The 16312-nt window shown below is 69.4% G+C and carries 18 protein-coding genes and 2 tRNA genes; 17 read left to right on the forward strand and 3 right to left on the reverse strand.

The window, feature by feature from the left end:
• Positions 1-270: 270 nt before the first annotated feature.
• Positions 271-720 (reverse strand): hypothetical protein, encoded by a 450-nt coding sequence (locus AB0C02_RS32355; RefSeq protein ID WP_357552996.1) that lies wholly within the window; start codon positions 718-720, stop codon positions 271-273.
• A gap of 159 nt (positions 721-879) precedes the next feature.
• Between AB0C02_RS32355 and AB0C02_RS32360 the strand changes: the two genes are divergently transcribed.
• The 11 genes from AB0C02_RS32360 to AB0C02_RS32410 all read left to right on the forward strand — a co-directional run bounded on the left by AB0C02_RS32360 (position 880) and on the right by AB0C02_RS32410 (position 9602).
• Positions 880-1725 (forward strand): helix-turn-helix transcriptional regulator, encoded by an 846-nt coding sequence (locus AB0C02_RS32360; RefSeq protein WP_357552998.1) that lies wholly within the window; start codon positions 880-882, stop codon positions 1723-1725.
• Positions 1725-1940 (forward strand): DUF397 domain-containing protein, encoded by a 216-nt coding sequence (locus AB0C02_RS32365; protein WP_357552999.1) that lies wholly within the window; start codon positions 1725-1727, stop codon positions 1938-1940. The genes AB0C02_RS32360 and AB0C02_RS32365 overlap by 1 nt, the downstream gene beginning before the upstream one ends.
• Before the next feature lie 11 nt (positions 1941-1951).
• Positions 1952-3166: an MFS transporter gene (locus tag AB0C02_RS32370; RefSeq protein WP_357553001.1), complete on the forward strand. Its 1215-nt coding sequence runs from the start codon at positions 1952-1954 to the stop codon at positions 3164-3166.
• A 137-nt stretch (positions 3167-3303) separates the two neighbouring features.
• The gene (locus AB0C02_RS32375) at positions 3304-3729 is read left to right on the forward strand and encodes a hypothetical protein (protein ID WP_357553003.1); all 426 of its coding nucleotides are present in this window, start codon (positions 3304-3306) and stop codon (positions 3727-3729) included.
• A gap of 89 nt (positions 3730-3818) precedes the next feature.
• Positions 3819-4277, forward strand: coding sequence for a hypothetical protein (locus AB0C02_RS32380; protein ID WP_357553005.1), 459 nt, complete (start codon positions 3819-3821; stop codon positions 4275-4277).
• A gap of 3 nt (positions 4278-4280) precedes the next feature.
• Positions 4281-5711 (forward strand): FtsK/SpoIIIE domain-containing protein, encoded by a 1431-nt coding sequence (locus tag AB0C02_RS32385; protein WP_357553007.1) that lies wholly within the window; start codon positions 4281-4283, stop codon positions 5709-5711.
• Positions 5708-6361 carry a DUF2637 domain-containing protein gene (locus tag AB0C02_RS32390; protein WP_357553008.1) on the forward strand — a complete coding sequence of 218 codons (654 nt, stop codon included), beginning with the start codon at positions 5708-5710 and terminating at the stop codon, positions 6359-6361. The genes AB0C02_RS32385 and AB0C02_RS32390 overlap by 4 nt, the downstream gene beginning before the upstream one ends.
• Positions 6358-6537: a hypothetical protein gene (locus AB0C02_RS32395; RefSeq protein WP_357553010.1), complete on the forward strand. Its 180-nt coding sequence runs from the start codon at positions 6358-6360 to the stop codon at positions 6535-6537. The genes AB0C02_RS32390 and AB0C02_RS32395 overlap by 4 nt, the downstream gene beginning before the upstream one ends.
• Positions 6534-8270: a replication initiator gene (locus tag AB0C02_RS32400; RefSeq protein ID WP_357553012.1), complete on the forward strand. Its 1737-nt coding sequence runs from the start codon at positions 6534-6536 to the stop codon at positions 8268-8270. Before AB0C02_RS32395 ends, AB0C02_RS32400 begins: the two co-directional genes overlap by 4 nt.
• A complete protein-coding gene (locus tag AB0C02_RS32405; protein ID WP_357553014.1) occupies positions 8260-8478 on the forward strand; it encodes a helix-turn-helix domain-containing protein in 219 nt (72 codons plus the stop codon). The genes AB0C02_RS32400 and AB0C02_RS32405 overlap by 11 nt, the downstream gene beginning before the upstream one ends.
• Positions 8478-9602: a tyrosine-type recombinase/integrase gene (locus AB0C02_RS32410; RefSeq protein ID WP_357553016.1), complete on the forward strand. Its 1125-nt coding sequence runs from the start codon at positions 8478-8480 to the stop codon at positions 9600-9602. Before AB0C02_RS32405 ends, AB0C02_RS32410 begins: the two co-directional genes overlap by 1 nt.
• A 91-nt stretch (positions 9603-9693) precedes the next feature.
• Here the strand turns inward: AB0C02_RS32410 and AB0C02_RS32415 are convergent.
• A tRNA-Gly gene (locus AB0C02_RS32415) sits at positions 9694-9767 on the reverse strand.
• Positions 9768-10084: 317 nt separating this feature from the next.
• On the opposite strand from AB0C02_RS32415, the gene AB0C02_RS32420 reads away from it, so the two are divergent.
• The 6 genes from AB0C02_RS32420 (at position 10085) to AB0C02_RS32445 (ending at position 15522) form a co-directional block, all read left to right on the forward strand.
• A tRNA-Pro gene (locus AB0C02_RS32420) sits at positions 10085-10158 on the forward strand.
• Between the two features lie 145 nt (positions 10159-10303).
• On the forward strand, positions 10304-11650 hold the full coding sequence (gene tig, locus AB0C02_RS32425; protein WP_357553019.1) for a trigger factor: 1347 nt from the start codon (positions 10304-10306) through the stop codon (positions 11648-11650).
• Between the two features lie 173 nt (positions 11651-11823).
• Complete coding sequence (locus AB0C02_RS32430) at positions 11824-12465, forward strand: ATP-dependent Clp protease proteolytic subunit (protein WP_357553021.1); 642 nt, start codon at positions 11824-11826, stop codon at positions 12463-12465.
• Between the two features lie 14 nt (positions 12466-12479).
• Positions 12480-13142, forward strand: a complete 663-nt coding sequence (locus tag AB0C02_RS32435) for an ATP-dependent Clp protease proteolytic subunit (RefSeq protein ID WP_357553023.1) — start codon at positions 12480-12482, stop codon at positions 13140-13142.
• A 213-nt stretch (positions 13143-13355) separates the two neighbouring features.
• On the forward strand, positions 13356-14651 hold the full coding sequence (gene clpX / locus AB0C02_RS32440) for an ATP-dependent Clp protease ATP-binding subunit ClpX (RefSeq protein WP_357553025.1): 1296 nt from the start codon (positions 13356-13358) through the stop codon (positions 14649-14651).
• A 73-nt stretch (positions 14652-14724) separates the two neighbouring features.
• Positions 14725-15522: a carbon-nitrogen hydrolase family protein gene (locus tag AB0C02_RS32445; protein WP_357553026.1), complete on the forward strand. Its 798-nt coding sequence runs from the start codon at positions 14725-14727 to the stop codon at positions 15520-15522.
• Between the two features lie 5 nt (positions 15523-15527).
• Here the strand turns inward: AB0C02_RS32445 and AB0C02_RS32450 are convergent, their stop codons facing one another.
• Positions 15528-15755: a hypothetical protein gene (locus AB0C02_RS32450; protein WP_357553028.1), complete on the reverse strand. Its 228-nt coding sequence runs from the start codon at positions 15753-15755 to the stop codon at positions 15528-15530.
• Between the last annotated feature and the right edge of the window lie 557 nt (positions 15756-16312).

Raw genomic sequence — 16312 nt, forward strand, 5'->3', positions numbered from 1 at the left:
CTCTCCGGGATTTGGGCCCCCGCCCGGGGGGCGCGCGGCCCGGCCGGCGGCCGGCCGGAGGTCGCCAGCAGGCCGGGGCCGGGCCGGCGCGGCCCGCTTGCGGGCCGCCTTGATCTGATAGAGCGCAATTCGGCAACGTTATCCGGTGACCTGCTGTCCTCCGTCGACTGATGCGCGACCGTCGCCCGCCAACTGATCTGCGACACCTCAGCGCGCTGATCGCGGCCAGACGAGCGCGACCAACGCCACTTGCGACGCGCCAATGAGCGGTCAGCCCAAACAGCGGACTTGGACCGCGACATGCACCCACTGGGCGCCACCAGTGTCCCAGTCAATGACGGTCAACTCGGCACGGTGATGGTCCATGGAAACCGCGTCGCCGCTCTCCCCACCTAGACAGGTCGGATAGGTGCTATCTGAGCGAATCGTCCCTGCGGCGTCCTGCCAATGGTCTGTAAGCACGGAGTAGATCGTGTCCCCGTCGTTCGGCTTGCGGACGACGCCATCCGTCTCGAACGCGATCAGTCGCGTCTCCTTGTTCGACCACGTGACCGTCCCCGTCAACACCACTGCGGTCGCCGAATGCCGCTCACGCGACAACCCGATCCAATAGCCACCGAGCCCGGCGATGACTGCGGCGACGACTGCGAGCGCTATCGACACCCGCGCACGCCGAGTCTTGGCCACCCCGGCAAGGCGTTCTTGTCCCATGATCGGCATGAAAGCAGGGTGGCAGCAAGGAGTGCCCTGCGCCATCACCCAACGGGGCATCCTCGTCTCTCGCTACCAGCACTCGCAGCGCTTAGACTCAGCCTGTTGTCGGTATGCATGCCTGCATGGTGGAGGTGCTTCATGGCGGGGAGTGCCCACCGGGCGCGGGTGGCGGCCGAACTGAAGCGCATCCGTGAGGGCTTGGGCGTCTCCGGTGAGGAGGTGGCGGCTGCCCTCGGGTGGTCGCAGCCCAAGGTGTCGCGGATCGAGAACGCGCGGATCGCGGTGAGCACGCGAGACCTAGCAACGTTGCTGCACTACTACGGCGTGCCTGAGGAAGTCCGCGCCGAACTGCTGGCAATAACCGCCGATGACGAGGGCACCGGCGGAGCGTGGCTCGTTCGGGCTGGTGGTGTGACTCGCCGTCAAGGTGAGGTTGCGGCGATTGAGACGCGCGTGCGGTCCATCCAGCAGTACTACCCGTTGATTGTGCCCGGCCAGTTGCAGTCGCCGGAGTACGCGATGGCCTACACCCGCAGCGGCGGTTGGCCTAACCCGGAGGCGATCGTTGCCCGGCGGATGAGCAGGCAAGCGCTCCTCCGCTCGGATGACGCCCCGGCCTACTCCGCGCTTCTGGACGCTCGCGCCTTCCTCGCCTGGCCCGGAAGTCGTGACGTGATCCTGTCGCAGCTGGCGTATCTGCGTACGCGTGCCGAACTGCCCAACGTGACTATCCGGATCATTCCGCTCGGGGTGGACCGAACAGCCTCCGCGATGGTGCCGTTCACGCTGTACGACTTCCGCGCCGAGTCCAGTCCCCGCGTCGTGTTCGTGGAGTCCCAGACGGCCGATCTCTACCTGTCGGCACCTGCCGACGTGGAGATCTACTCGGGCGTCTTCGATGCACTCGCCGCCGATGCCCTGTCACCGGACGAGTCCATAGAACACCTTGCGTTACTGGCCCCTCACATTGAGGATCTAAAAGATCCTCGATCAACCGACGGGAGGCCGTAGTGAGTCCTGACTTCAGCCAGGCCAAGTGGCGCAAGAGTTCCACCAGTGACAGTGGCGGGTGTGTTGAGGTCGCGTACGCCGAAGGTGTGATCGGCGTTCGGGACACGAAGCAGGCGGGCGCCGGACCGATGCTGACCTTCACCGAGCGGGAGTGGTTGGCGTTCCTGGAAGGCGCTGCCTTCGGTGAGTTCACGCTCGATGAACTGAAGCGCTGAGAGTTGGTTGTATGTCTGCGGTGACCGAGCGCCCGGTCGAGGCGTTACCAAAGCGAGGCTTGGGCCTGCTGCTTGCCTCAACCGGCGTCTCGGTCACCGGGGACGGCATGCTCTTGGCCGCTGCTCCCTTGATGGCGGCGGCGTTGTCTCGTGATCCGCTGGCGGTGGCCTCGGTCTCGGCGGCCGGCTACGCCGCCTGGCTCTTTGTCGGCCTGCCTGCCGGTGCGCTGGTCGACAGATGGAACAGGCGAACCGTGATGGTCGCCGCTGACCTCGGCCGGGCGGCCGTGCTGCTCGCCTTCGTCCTCCTGGTCGTGAGCGACAACGCGACCATCGCCGGCCTCGCCGTGGCGGTCTTCCTCGTTGGGGCCGGTTCCTGCTTCTTCGACCCGGCGGCGCAAGCCCTGATTCCGACGATCGTCGGCCGCGAGAAAGAACGGCTCTCCCAGGCCAACGGCCGGCTGTGGGCGATCGACACCTTCGGCCGCTCGCTCGCTGGCCCACCTGTCGGAGCGGCGGCGTTCGCGGCCGCCCGGGTGCTGCCGTTCGGTCTCGACGCTGGCTCGTTCCTGCTGTCGGCGGCTCTCGTGAGCCGGCTACCCGTGCCCCCGGCGAAGCCTGCCATCCAGCACGCGCCAATGCTCCGCGCCATCAAGGAGGGCATGGCTCACCTGGTACGGCACCCTGAGCTGCGCACCGTGACGCTGGGGATAGCGTTCTACAACCTCGGCTACAACGTCGCCTTCGCGACGCTGGTCCTCTACGCCCAGGACGTGCTCAACCTCGGCACGGTCGGGTTCGGTTTGCTGATCGCGAGCGGCGCCCTCGGCGGCATCGCCGGCGGCTGGCTCGCTCCTCGCATCGCCGCCGCACTCTCGGCACGTTCCGCCTACGCAGCCACTCTCGGGGTGCAAGCCGCCGCCTGGGTCACCGTGCTGCTGGCCGGCAACCCATGGGTTGCTGGTGTCGCGTTGCTGTTCGTTGGCATCGCCTCGACAACAGGCAGCGTCGTCGGCGGTTCCACCCGCCAGCTGCACACGCCCGACGACATGCTCGGCCGCGTCGTGTCCTCCACCCGCCTCTTCGGCATCGGCTGCGCTGCTCTCGGGTCCGTCCTCGGCGGCGTCGTCGCCGATGCCGGCGGCCTTCGCGCTCCCTTCATCGCCGCAGCAGGCTTGCTCGCTCTCGCCTCGCTGGCCTTCGCGACGCTTCGCCCCGCTCGCTAAGCACTCCCTGTCGCATCGACAGAAACGCTTGCCCTCTTTCATGCACGCGTGCATACTGTCCTCAGTGGTCTTATGCAGGCGTGCATAAGGCGTGCGGGCGGCAGGTCGCCGGTCGCGAGAACGAAGGAGGCAGGGGCATGGCTGTCCCGAACACGATCAAGGTTCCGGTTCCGTTCGAGTACGTGTTCCCGCACGGTGCGCTGTGCCTGGGTGTGGAGCCGGTGACGGACTTCGACAAGCGCGGTCAGGGCGATGACCAGGCGCGGGACAAGGAGTCGGGCGAGCGCCTGTGGGTGGTGAAGGTCCTGGACCTGGACCCGGAGGCCGGGAAGTTCGGCGGGTCGAAGGAGGTCAAGGTGAAGATCGCCGCGCCGGTGCAGCCGGTTCCGCCGGCGTCGAAGATCCCGGGTTACCCGCCGGCGGTGATGTTCACCGACGTGACGCTGACGCCGTACGTGGACAGCCAGCGGTGCAAGGGCTCGGGGAAGTGCCGGGCGCGTCAGGCGTGGTCGATCCGCGCCGGGGCCGTGACCGAGCCCGCCGCGATCAAGCAGGCGGCCTGACCAGATTCGGATGCGCGGGGCGGGCCTCTTCCGCCAAGACGATTCCCGCCCCGCGCTTCACCTGTTCTCCCTCGAAAGGAGTTGGGCTGATGCCCACGCTAGCTGACGCTGCCCGCATCGCCGGGAACCCGCGCCCCTCCCCGAACCGCAAGACCCACCGCCGCACCGTGATGCGGCTGGCCGGCCCCGGTATCCGGGCCGCCCGTGAGGTCTACACCACCGTTCCCGCCGACGCCGTCCGCGTCGCCGCTCTGGTGGAGATCTCCGCCGCCGCCGCAGCGCTGGCCAGGACGGTGGTGAAACTGCGCCACCTCGACCCGGACCTGATCGCCCCGCACGTCTCCGACCGCGTCGACCTGCGCGCCGTGCTGGGCCGTGGCCGGTGGTTGCCGACCATGACCCGTCACGTTCCCGCCCCGGAGTCGGGGCCGGTCGACCTGGCCGCGCTGATGCCGGCCCGGCCGGCGGTCCGCCGCCGTGTCGTGCGCCGTCGTCCCGGTACGCCGGGGCAGGGCTCGCTGTTCGCCGCGACGGTGGGGGAGGGCTGACCGATGCCGTTGGTGAACGTGATCCGTGGTCAGCGGATCGAGGAAGCACCGTTGAACCTGCGGACCCCGATCATCCGTATCCCGCTGTGGCTGGCGTTGTCGTGGTGGGGTGCCAAGGCCGTGGGCCGGATGACCGTGTTGGCGGGCCGGTACTGGTACGTGACCGCCCCGACCACCGGCCTGACCTGGCTCTACGCCGAGTACGGATGGACCGGCCCCGCCGTGACCGTGGGCGGTGTCGGGTCGGCTGCCGCTGGCTGGTGGTACGGGCATCGGCCGTCGTTCCTGCGCTTCGGCTGGTACCCGGTCCTGTCCCGCTTCCGGCGGTGGCTGTACCGGCGCAACTGGCACGCCGCCATGGTCACCGCCAAGCTGGCCGTCTCCTTCGATTCCCACACCGTCCTGCCCGTCCTGCGCCGGGTTCACTGCACGGCCGGGGTGGACGTGGCGACGGTTCGGATGGTCACCGGCCAGATCCCGGACGACTTCGCCCGCGTCGCGGAACGCCTCGCCCACACCTTCGGCGTCCGCCAGGTCAAGGCCCTCCCCGGTCCTCGACCGGACGTGGTCCTGCTGCACCTCTACCGGGGCGACCCCCTCGCCCGGGTCGTCCGTCCCCTGCCCGTGCCGGCGGTACCGGAGTTCACCGCCCTCCCGGTCGGCCGGCAGGAAGACGGCGACGACTACCCGCTGCGGCTGTTCGGCACGCAGGTTCTCGTGGTCGGCGCGACCGGGGCGGGGAAGGGCTCGGTCATCTGGTCCGTGGTCCGGTCCCTCGCCTCCGGGGTCACCTCCGGGCTCGTCCAACTCTGGGGCCTGGACCCCAAGGGCGGCATGGAACTCGGGATCGGTGCGCCGATGTTCACCCGGTTCGCCTGCAAGGACTACGCCGCCATGTGCGAGCTGATCGAGGAAGCCGCCACCGTCGCCAAGGACCGGGCGAGCAACCTGCGCGGTCGGACCCGCCAGCACACCCCCACGCCCGACGAGCCGCTGATCGTCCTGGTGATCGATGAGCTGGCGAACCTGACCGCCTACCTCACCGACCGGCAACTCAAGGACCGGATCAAGGCGGCCCTGTCGATCCTGCTGTCCCAGGGCCGCGCCGTCGGCGTCCACGTCCTGGCCGCGATCCAGGACCCCCGCAAGGAGGTGCTGCCGTTCCGCGACCTGTTCCCCACCCGGATCGGCCTCCGCCTCGCCGAAGCCGCCCAAGTCGACCTGGTCCTCGGTGAGGGCATGCGCGACCGGGGCGCACTGTGCGACCGCATCCCGCAGTCCCTGCCGGGTGTCGGGTTCGTGGCCATCGACGGCGACCCCACCCCGATGCGGGTCCGCTTCTCCTACCTGACCGATGACGAGATCCGCGACATGGCCCACACCTACGGCCGGCTCCGCGTCATCGACGGCGAAGTCCTGGACGGTGCCGCATGAAACCCCACCCCACCCACACCCGCACCGACCGGATCGAGGGCCTGGTCCTCGTCGTCATCCTCCTGCTGGTCGCCGGCTTCGCCGGGGCCGCCTCGTTCACCCACGTCAAGGAATGGACCCTCGACAACAGCCCCACCGGCACCGGCCAGTGGTTCGGCTGGGCCAACGCCGTCATCTCCGAGCTGGTCCCGGTCGCCGCGCTGCTGACCATCCGCCGCCGACGCCGCTCGGGCGGCCCGATCGGCTACCCAATGTTCCTGCTCGTCGCCGCCGTGATCCTGTCCCTGGCCGCGCAACTCGCCGTGGCCAAGCCCGGCCTGTCCGGCTGGCTCCTGTCCGCCGTCCCCGCCCTGGCCTTCATGGGCCTGTCCAAACTCGTCCTCGCCACCGCCCCCACCCCGACCCCGGACCCGGCCGACGAACCCGCCCCGGCTGTCGCGCCGATCCCGCCGGCTGTCACCATCCCGCCGGCTGTGCCGGTCGAGCCACCTGCCCCTGCGGTCGAGCCGCTCCCGGCCGTCACCGTGCCGGAACCGGTCGCCCTGGTCCCGGTCGAGCCGACCCCGGCCCCGGCCCCGGTCGTGCCGGTGCCGTCAACCGTGTTCGTCCGCCACAACGGCACCCCGCTGACCCGGGAGGTGACCCGGTGAGCAACGCCGGCAACCGCAACCGCGTCTACGCCGAAACCCTCGGCCGTATCGAGGGCATCGTCGCCGCCGACATGGACAACGTCCTCCCCGACCCGCAGAGCCGGGTGGAGCTGGTCCGCGCCGCCCTGGCCGACATGCAGACCCGCCTCACCACCGGCGAGGAGGCCACCCGATGACCCTCGCCCCGACGCTGCCCGGCCTCGGCCCCGCCACCCCGGTGGAGCCTCGGCCGGGCTCCCGGGCCGCCCGGATGCTCATGCCCCGCTCCGTCGACGTGGTCAAGGACCTGGCGGCCGACTACGGCATCTGCACCCGCCCCGTCTCCCTGCGCCGCACCGACCTGGACTCGGGCCTGACCGAAGTGATCGACATGCCCTGCGGCGCGACGCAGGAAGCCAAGTGCCCGGCCTGCGCAAAGCGGGCGAGGAAGCTGCGGCAGCAGCAGATTCGGGAAGGCTGGCACCGTACCGACGAACCCGACCCCGGCCCCCTGCCGGCCACCGAGGCGCAACGCGGGCTGATCGTGGCTCGGGCTCACCTGGAGTTCGCCCGTGATGAGGCGGCTCGGGCGTCGCAGTGGGATCAGGTCGCGGACCTGAACGACGCGATCGGGGAACTGGAAGGCCAGATCACCACCGAAGGCATGCGAGGCCGACCCGCCCCGCCCCACGCCACCGACGACCAGGACGACAGCGACGGCAAGCGGCGGATCCGCTCCACCAAGCGGCGGCAGGATGCCCCGGACCTGCCTCGCCTGCCCGTCGACAACCGCACCATCGGGCGGACCTACGACGGGCACGCCGGGATGGTGTTCCGACCGTCGATGTTCCTGACCCTCACCCTCGGCTCCTACGGCCGAGTCCACTCCGACGGCACCCCCGTCGACCCCGACGCCTACGACTACCGGCGGGCCGCCTGGGACGCCGTGCACTTCCCCCGCCTCCTGGACCGGTTCTGGCAGAACCTGCGCCGAGCGGTCGGCTGGAACGTCCAATACGCGGGCGCAGTCGAACCACAGCGCCGGCTTGCCCCTCACGCGCACTTCGCCATCCGCGGCACCATCCCCCGGGCACTGGTCCGCCAGGTCGCCGCCGCGACCTATCACCAGGTGTGGTGGCCACCCGCCACCGAGCTGGTCTACCAACCGGGAAGGGCGCCGCAATGGGACGCCGACGCGGGCGGCTACACCGACCCGGACACCGGGGACCTGCTGCCGTCGTGGGATGACGCCCTGGACCTGGTCGACGCCGACCCCGACGCCGACCCCGTGCACGTCGTCCGCTTCGGTACCCAGGTCGACGCCAAGGGCGTCCTCGCCGGCACCAAGGACGCAGACCGGTGCGTCGGCTACATCACCAAGTACCTCACTAAGCAGGCCGCCGACTGCCATCAGGTGACCACCGGCCGCCAGCGGGCGCACCTCGAACGGCTTTGGGCCGAGCTGCGGCACACACCGTGCTCGGAGCGGTGCGCCAACTGGCTGCTCTACGGCATCCAACCCAAGAAAGCCCGCCCCGGGCTCAAGCCCGGCAACTGCAAGAACAAGGTCCACAAGCGGGAAACCCTCGGCATCGGCGGCCGACGCGTCCTCATCTCCCGCCAATGGTCCGGCAAAACCCTCACCGACCACCGCGCCGACCGACGCGAGTGGGTCAAAGCCCTGCTCGGCGTCACCACCGATCACGCCACCGCCCCGACCGGCACCGACACCGTCCGGCACGCCTGGGAACTCGCCAAACCCACCGACCCCGACGTCCCACCCCTCGGCCACCGCGTCCTGCGCGCCATCTCCGAACGCATCCAATGGCGTGCACAGCTGGACGCAGCGAGACGAGTCGCCGGCCCGCCCGATGCTTCGGCAACTGACCCGACCCCACGAGTGGAGAGGAGCCCCGACCGTGACGGATGACCTGCTGACTGCCGGCGAGGTAGCTGCTCGCCTCCGCGCCACACCTCGCTTCGTCCGCCGGCTTGTGGCTGAGCGGCGCATCGCCTACGTCAAGGTGGGCCGTCTCGTACGGTTCGAGCCCGCTGCGGTGGCCGCCTACATCGAGGCCAATCGGGTGGTGCCGACCACGCGGGCGGAGCTTCGACGGCAGCTCGGGGTGGTGGCCTGATGGCGGGCACCAAGCGTCGACGGCGTTTCGGCAACGTCCGCAAGCTGCCCTCGGGCCGTTGGCAGGCTCGCTATCTCGGCCCGGACGGCGTGATGCGCACCGCTCCGCAGACGTTCGCCACCGAGCGACAGGCCGAGAAGTGGCTCACGCTCGTGGAGTCGGAGATCCTGCGGGGAGAGTGGGTGCCTCCAGAGGCGGGGGAGATCCTGCTGTCGACCTACGGGGAGCGATGGATCAGGGAGCGGCGTCTCGCCCCGCGTACCCGCCAGCTCTACGAGAACCTGTTCGCCCTGCACATCGGGCCGCACCTCGGGCACCTCGCCCTGGCCGCGATCAAGCCGGCGACCATCCGGACCTGGCGGGGCAAGCTGCTCAACGGCGGCACCCCGGAGCCCCAGGCGGTCAAGGCGTACTGCCTGCTGCGGGCGATCCTCAACACCGCTGTGCGGGAGGACGAGATCCTTCGGCAGAACCCGTGCCGGATCAAGGGGTATGACCGCTATCACACGCCGGAACGGCCGACCGCCACCATCGCCCAGGTCTACGCCCTGGCCGACGCCATGCCGGCCCGCTTCGGCGCGCTCATCATCGTCGCTGCCCTCTCCGGTCTGCGGTGGGGAGAGCTGGCTGCCCTGCGCCGTTGCGATGTCGACCTCGACGCCGCGACCGTGCGGGTGCCACGCAAGCTCGCTGCGCTGAAGGATCGTCTGGAGTTTGGGCCGCCGAAGTCCGCCGCCGGTGTTCGTGTCGTCGCGCTGCCTGCGGCTGGGGTTGAGTCCCTGCGCGAGCACCTGGCCGAGCACGTTGAGGACGGTGCGGACGCGCTGATCTTCACCGGGGCGAAGGGTGCGCTGCTGCGTTCCGGCAACTTCGGGCGAGCCGTCAAGTGGACCAAGACGGTGGCCTCGGTGGGCTTGGCTGGCTTTCACTTCCACGACCTGCGACACACCGGCAACACCCTTGCCGCCGCGTCCGGGGCTAGCACGCGAGAGCTCATGCACCGCATGGGGCACGCCACCATGCGCGCCGCCCTGATCTACCAGCACGCCACCAGTGAGCGGGACCGCGAGATCGCCTCCGCGATGGACCGCCGGATCGCCGGTGAGGGCCGGCCTCGCCGCTGAATGGCACGCGGATGGCACGCAAGGTCAAAGATGGGGGAGAGGCAGAAGGCCCAGGTGCCGCGATCATGCGGTCTACCTGGGCCTTCGTGGGTGGAGCGGGCGACGGGAATCGAACCCGCACCGTCAGTTTGGAAGACTGAAGCTCTGCCATTGAGCTACGCCCGCAGGCACCCCGCTGTCGCGGGGCGCGCCCGACAGCCTACCGAATCCCGGAACCGGACGCGCAGCCCCGTACCGCCTACCGTCTCCGGACGCCGCGCCCCCAAGATCCGCACAACTTCGGGGAAGTAGTGGCCTGCCAGCACCGGGAGACCACTACTTCCCCGAAGTTGCTGTCTCCCACGCGCCCAGTTGCTGTCTTCCGCGCGGAAGGTGCGGCGTCCCGCGCACCCCTCGATCCGCGCGGGTGGGGGCGCGCGGGCGGGTCGGCGCGCCCCGGTGGCCCTCCGTCGGGCCCGGACGGCATACACTTCTCGTCGCAACGGGGTGTGGCGCAGCTTGGTAGCGCACTCGCTTTGGGAGCGAGGGGCCGTGGGTTCAAATCCCGCCACCCCGACTGTCGTTCGCGGCCGGGTCGTCCCGGGCGCCGCCGTTTTTTCCGCGCGGTACCCGGGCGCTGCCGAGGCAGCAGCCCGGCTCGCCTACACTCGATGCGCTAAATCACGCCCAGCCTCAACTGAGATCCGTCAAGGAGTACGCCTGTGAAGAGCACCGTCGAGACTCTGAGCCCGACGCGCGTGCGGCTCGCCATCGAGGTGCCGTTCGTCGAGCTCGAGCCGAGCCTCAAGAAGGCGTACCGGGAGATCGGCCAGCAGGTCCAGGTTCCCGGCTTCCGCCGGGGCAAGGTTCCCACCGCCGTGATCGACCAGCGGGTGGGCCGGGGCACCGTCCTCAACGAGGCGGTGCAGGAGGCGATCCCGCAGAACATCCTCGCCGCGGTCCGCGAGCACGACCTGAAGACCCTCGGTCGGCCGGAGGTCGAGATCACCGAGTTCAACGACGGTGACTCGCTCAACTTCACCGCCGAGGTCGACGTCCGCCCGGAGATCACCCTGCCGGATCCGGCCACCATCGAGGTGACGGTCGACGAGCTCCAGGTTGCCGACAGCGAGATCGACGAGCAGGTCAACAGCCTGCGCGAGCGGTTCGCCACCCTGAAGACCGTTGAGCGGGCCGCCCAGGAGGGCGACTACGTCCAGATCGACCTGAACGCCACCGTCGACGGCGAAGAGGTGCCGGGCGGGCAGGCGAGCAACATCTCGCACGAGGTCGGCAGCAAGCAGCTGCTGCCGGGCCTGGACGAGGCCCTGGTCGGCCTGGCCACCGGCGAGAGCACCACCTTCACCACCCAGCTCGTCGGCGGCGACTACGCCGGCCGCGACGCCGAGGTGGCGGTGACCGTCCGCACGGTCAAGGAGAAGGAGCTGCCCGAGCTCGACGACGACTTCGCCCAGCTGGCGAGCGAGTTCGACACCATCGAGGAGCTGCGGAACGACCTCCGCGAGCGGGTCACCCAGGGCAAGCGGGTCGAGCAGATCTACGCCGCCCGGGACAAGGCCCTCGAGCAGATGGTCGCCGCCGCCGAGGTGCCGGCGCCGGAGGGTGTCGTCAAGGAGGAGGTCGAGAGCCGCAAGGCCGCCATGGTCGACCAGCTCGAGCGCATCGGCGCCTCCCTGGAGGAGTACCTCGCCGCCGAGGAGAAGACCGAGGAGCAGATCGACACCGAGCTCACCGAGGCGGCGACCGAGGGCATCAAGATCCAGCTCATGCTGGACACCCTCGCCGACGCCGAGGACGTCCAGGTCTCCGACGACGAGTTCGGCCACGAGATCGTCCACCGCGCCCAGCGCGCCGGCATGGCCCCGCAGCAGTACTACGACCAGCTGGTCCGCGCCGGCACCGCCGCGGCCGTCTTCGGTGACGTCCGCCGGGGCAAGGCCCTCGCCTCGGTGATGGAGAAGATCAAGATCAAGGACTCGGCCGGCAACGAGGTCACCCTCGACGCGCTGCGTGCCCAGAACGAGGCCGAGCACAACCACGAGCACTGATCGTCGGGTGTCGGCCGCCGTCCCTCGCTGCGCGCTGGGCGGCGGCCGAAACCCTTTCCGGGGTACGCCTTCGGCCCAACTGCGCTGAGAGCGAACAGTGCCCCGACCGGGAGTACGGTCCCCGGCTGAGCGGTTAGTGTCGGGTAGGACGGTACGGAGAGCGAAGGGCTGCCATGACCGACATGCACATCCCAGCGAAGCCGCTCCGGGCGATCGAGGCCCGCGGTGGCGACAACATTGGCAACCTCGACGACTCGGTCTACAACCGGTTGCTCAAGGAGCGGATCATCTTCCTGGGCAGCGAGGTGACCGACCAGGTCGCCAACCGCATCTGCGCGCAGCTGCTGCTGCTCGCGGCGGAGGACCCGGACCGCGACATCAACCTCTGGATCAACTCGCCGGGTGGCTCGGTCTACTCCGGCATGGCGATCTACGACACCATGCAGTTCATCGACAATGATGTGTCGACCGTGGCGATGGGCATGGCGGCCTCGATGGGCCAGCTGCTGCTCTGCGCGGGCACCAAGGGCAAGCGTTACGCGCTGCCGCATGCGCGGATCATGATGCACCAGCCGTCCGGCGGCGTCGGCGGCACCGCCGCCGACATCGCCATCCAGGCGGAGCAGATGCTCTACACGAAGCGCATGTTCCAGGATCGGGTCGCCTCCCACACCGGCCAGACCCAGGCCCAGATCGAGGCGGACTCGGACCGCGACCGCTGGTTCACCGCCCAGGAGGCCATGGATTACGGCTTCATCGACAAGGTGATCACCGGAGCCGCCCAGGTTCCGGAAGGCGCCGGGACCCTGAGCTGACCGAGGAGCTGACGATGACCGACCTGAGCCTGCCGCCCCAGTTCGCGGCCGTGCACAACCGCTACGTCCTGCCGTCGTTCGTCGAGCGCACGTCGTACGGGATGAAGGAGTCCAACCCGTACAACAAGCTCTTCGAGGACCGGATTATCTTCCTCGGCGTCCAGGTGGACGACGCCTCGGCCAACGACGTCATGGCCCAGCTGCTGACGCTCGAGGGCACCGACCCGGACCGCGACATCATCATGTACATCAACTCGCCCGGCGGCTCCTTCACCGCCATGACGGCGATCTACGACACCATGCAGTACGTCCGGCCGGACATCCAGACCGTCTGCCTCGGCCAGGCGGCCAGCGCGGCGGCGGTGCTGCTCTCGGCGGGCACCCCGGGCAAGCGGATGGCGCTGCCCAACTCCCGGATCATCATCCACCAGCCGGCCACCGAGGGCGGCTACGGGCAGGGCTCGGACATCGAGATCCAGGCGCGGGAGATCCTGCGGATGCGGACGCAGCTGGAGACGATGCTCTCCCAGCACTGCAACCGCCCGGTCGAGCAGGTCCGTAAGGACATCGACCGTGACAAGATCATGACGGCCGAGGAGTCCAAGGAGTACGGGCTGGTCGACACCATTCTGACCAGCCGAAAGAAGGGTCTGCTGGCGGCGCACGCCGCGAGCTGAGCCGTGCTGGGTCGGAGGTCGGCCGGGATGTGTGGTTCCTGGCCGACCTCTGACACACCCGTTTTGGGGGTCGGAGAAAACTCCGCCAGCGGGTAACGTCGGGTCTGTACCGCTTCGCTGGTTCGGACCGGCGGGTGGGACGACAGACGGACGGGCGGCGGCGCCCGCAGGTCAGGGCCGGCGCTCCGGCCGACGAGTGCAGGGAGAACGTAGGTGGCACGGATCGGTGACGGCGGCGACCTACTGAAGTGCTCCTTCTGCGGCAAGTCGCAGAAGCAGGTCAAGAAGCTCATCGCGGGCCCTGGCGTCTACATCTGCGACGAGTGCATCGATCTCTGCAACGAGATCATCGAGGAGGAGCTGGCCGAGTCCGGCGAGGTGAAGTGGGAAGAGCTTCCCAAGCCGATGGAGATCTGCCAGTTCCTCGACAACTACGTCGTCGGTCAGGAGCAGGCCAAGAAGGCGCTCGCCGTCGCGGTCTACAACCACTACAAGCGGATCCAGGCCGACGCGGCCGGCGCGCCGGGTTCCGGCAATGACGGCGTCGAGCTGGCCAAGTCCAACATCCTGCTGCTCGGCCCCACCGGCTGCGGCAAGACCCACCTGGCGCAGACCCTGGCCCGGATGCTCAACGTCCCGTTCGCGATCGCCGACGCGACCGCCCTCACCGAGGCGGGATATGTCGGCGAGGACGTGGAGAACATCCTCCTCAAGCTGATCCAGGCGGCCGACTACGACATCAAGCGCGCCGAGACCGGGATCATCTACATCGACGAGGTCGACAAGATCGCCCGCAAGTCCGAGAACCCGTCGATCACCCGGGACGTCTCCGGCGAGGGCGTGCAGCAGGCGCTGCTGAAGATGCTCGAAGGCACGGTGGCCAACGTGCCGCCGCAGGGCGGGCGTAAACACCCGCACCAGGAGTTCATCCAGATCGACACCACCAACGTGCTGTTCATCTGTGGTGGTGCCTTCGCCGGGCTCGACCAGATCATCGAGTCCCGCACCGGCTCCGGCGGCACCGGCTTCGGCGCCCGGCTCCGCTCGATCTCCGAGCGGTCGACCGACGACATCTTCAGCCAGGTCATGCCGGAGGACATGCTCAAGTTCGGCCTGATCCCCGAGTTCATCGGCCGGCTTCCGGTGATCACCAACGTGCGCAGCCTCGACCGGACGGCGCTGGTCCGGATCCTCACCGAGCCGCGCAACGCCCTGGTCCGGCAATACCAGCGCCTCTTCGAGCTGGACGGCGTCGAGCTGGAGTTCGAGCAGCCCGCGCTGGAAGCCATCGCCGACCAGGCCATGCTCCGGGGCACCGGTGCCCGTGGCCTTCGCGCGATCATGGAGGAGGTCCTGCTCTCCGTGATGTACGAGGTGCCGAGCAACCCCGACGCCGCCCGCGTGCTGATCACCCGCGAGGCTGTCCTGGAGAACGTCAACCCGACCATCGTGCCTCGCGAGTTCACCGGCCGCCGGGCCCGTCGCGAGCGCGAGGAGAAGTCGGCCTGATTCGGTCGGAACGGTGGGCCGGCGGGCAGCTGAGCCCTGTCGCCAACCGTCGTCCGCCCGTACGCTGAGCCCCATGCGCGTCGCCGTCTGCCAGCTCAACGCCCGCGACGACCGGGCTGCGAATCTCGCCGCCGCCGAGGCCCTGCTGGTCAGGGCCGCCGCGGCCGGCGCCGACCTCGCCGTTCTGCCGGAGTACGTCGACTACCTCGGCCGCGGTGACCGGATGCCGCCGGCCGAGCCGGTCGACGGGGTGGTGGGCACCTTCTTCGCCCGGGTTGCCCGCCGGCTGCGCATGTGGGTGATCGCCGGCTCGTTCCACGAGGCCGGTCCGGACCCGGACCACACCTGGAACACCTCGCTGGTCTTCGACCGCACTGGCGCGCTCGCCGCCAGCTACCGCAAGATCCACCTGTACGACGTGGAGATCCCCGGCCGGGTGTCCTACCGGGAGTCGGCGGAGGTCTCCCCGGGCGACCAGCCGGTGGTGGTCGACGTCGAGGGCCTGCGGGTCGGCCTCTCGATCTGCTACGACCTGCGCTTCCCCGAGCTCTACCGGCAGTTGGCCGCCGAAGGGGGCGCCGAGCTCCTCGTGGTGCCCGCCGCGTTCATGATGCACACCGGCCGGGACCACTGGGAGATTCTGCTCCGGGCGCGGGCGATCGAGAACCAGTGCTTCGTCGCGGCTGCCGGCCAGACCGGCGACCACGAGCCGGGACGGACCTGCTTCGGGCGCAGCATGCTGGTGGACCCGTGGGGGACGGTGCTCAGCCAGGTCCCCGACGGGCCGGGCCTCGCGGTGACCGAGCTGGACCTCGACCGGCTGCGGACGATCCGCGCCGAGTTGCCCAGCCTCGCCAACCGGCGGCTCTGACCGGGTCAGCCCTCCAGCAGTACGCCGACGACCGTGAAGCCGGCGATTGCCAGGGCGGTGATCAGCAGCGCCGTGGTCATCCGGGAGGGACCACGTCGGGCCAGGCGTCCCACCGACACCAGGACGACGAAGAGCACGAAGGCTCCGATGACCAGCTGCCAGAACGGCAGGAGCAGGCCGACCAGGGTCTCCTCGGCGAGCGTCGTCACCGGGAATCGCCACACGTCATCCATGTCAGACACTCTGGCACGGCCGGACCGTCGGTGGCTCCCTTCGATGGCTGGCATCCGTCGTCCGGTAGGCGGGTGCGGCGCGACTGAATGCAGTGACAGGCGCTGATTTGCCTTCTCGGGGCCGTCCGCGTAACTTTCTCTCTGCACGAGGGAGGCCGGACAAACCGGCCGAGAGCGGGCACCAGGCTCGTGGCGTAGACGCCGAGCGAGACTGAGGATCCGGGTGGTGCTGAAACACTCCGACAAACACGGAGTTGCGAACGCGAAGCCGACCGGGTAGAGTTCGGAAGCCGGCAGGGAGCCGGGCGGGTGGCCGCGAGAGCGGCGACCGGCCGGTCCGCCGGAACCCACGACAGAAACGACCGCCGGGTACGGCGTGCGTCAGCGTGGATCGGCTCGAACCAAGTTGATCACCTCGGATGAGGTTGACAGCGAAGATCGGACCGAGTAAGTTAGAGAGGTTGCCCCGGATGGGGGTCCTGCGGTGCGGGGCTTTCGGATGGTGTGTGGTTGTTCTTTGAGAACTCAACAGGGTGCTTGATAAGCCAGTGCCAAAT

Source organism: Micromonospora sp. NPDC048999, assembly GCF_040649295.1.
GTDB lineage: Bacteria > Actinomycetota > Actinomycetes > Mycobacteriales > Micromonosporaceae > Micromonospora.

Excerpts from the sequence above, each read along its gene's own strand:
- AB0C02_RS32355 (WP_357552996.1), bottom strand. The coding sequence starts at position 720 with ATGCCGATCATGGGACAAGAACGCCTTGCCGGGGTGGCCAAGACTCGG.
- AB0C02_RS32370 (WP_357553001.1), top strand. The coding sequence starts at position 1,952 with ATGTCTGCGGTGACCGAGCGCCCGGTCGAGGCGTTACCAAAGCGAGGC.
- AB0C02_RS32375 (WP_357553003.1), top strand. The coding sequence starts at position 3,304 with ATGGCTGTCCCGAACACGATCAAGGTTCCGGTTCCGTTCGAGTACGTG.
- AB0C02_RS32380 (WP_357553005.1), top strand. The coding sequence starts at position 3,819 with ATGCCCACGCTAGCTGACGCTGCCCGCATCGCCGGGAACCCGCGCCCC.
- AB0C02_RS32385 (WP_357553007.1), top strand. The coding sequence starts at position 4,281 with ATGCCGTTGGTGAACGTGATCCGTGGTCAGCGGATCGAGGAAGCACCG.
- AB0C02_RS32390 (WP_357553008.1), top strand. The coding sequence starts at position 5,708 with ATGAAACCCCACCCCACCCACACCCGCACCGACCGGATCGAGGGCCTG.
- AB0C02_RS32400 (WP_357553012.1), top strand. The coding sequence starts at position 6,534 with ATGACCCTCGCCCCGACGCTGCCCGGCCTCGGCCCCGCCACCCCGGTG.
- AB0C02_RS32410 (WP_357553016.1), top strand. The coding sequence starts at position 8,478 with ATGGCGGGCACCAAGCGTCGACGGCGTTTCGGCAACGTCCGCAAGCTG.
- AB0C02_RS32430 (WP_357553021.1), top strand. The coding sequence starts at position 11,824 with ATGACCGACATGCACATCCCAGCGAAGCCGCTCCGGGCGATCGAGGCC.
- AB0C02_RS32435 (WP_357553023.1), top strand. The coding sequence starts at position 12,480 with ATGACCGACCTGAGCCTGCCGCCCCAGTTCGCGGCCGTGCACAACCGC.
- AB0C02_RS32445 (WP_357553026.1), top strand. The coding sequence starts at position 14,725 with ATGCGCGTCGCCGTCTGCCAGCTCAACGCCCGCGACGACCGGGCTGCG.
- AB0C02_RS32450 (WP_357553028.1), bottom strand. The coding sequence starts at position 15,755 with ATGGATGACGTGTGGCGATTCCCGGTGACGACGCTCGCCGAGGAGACC.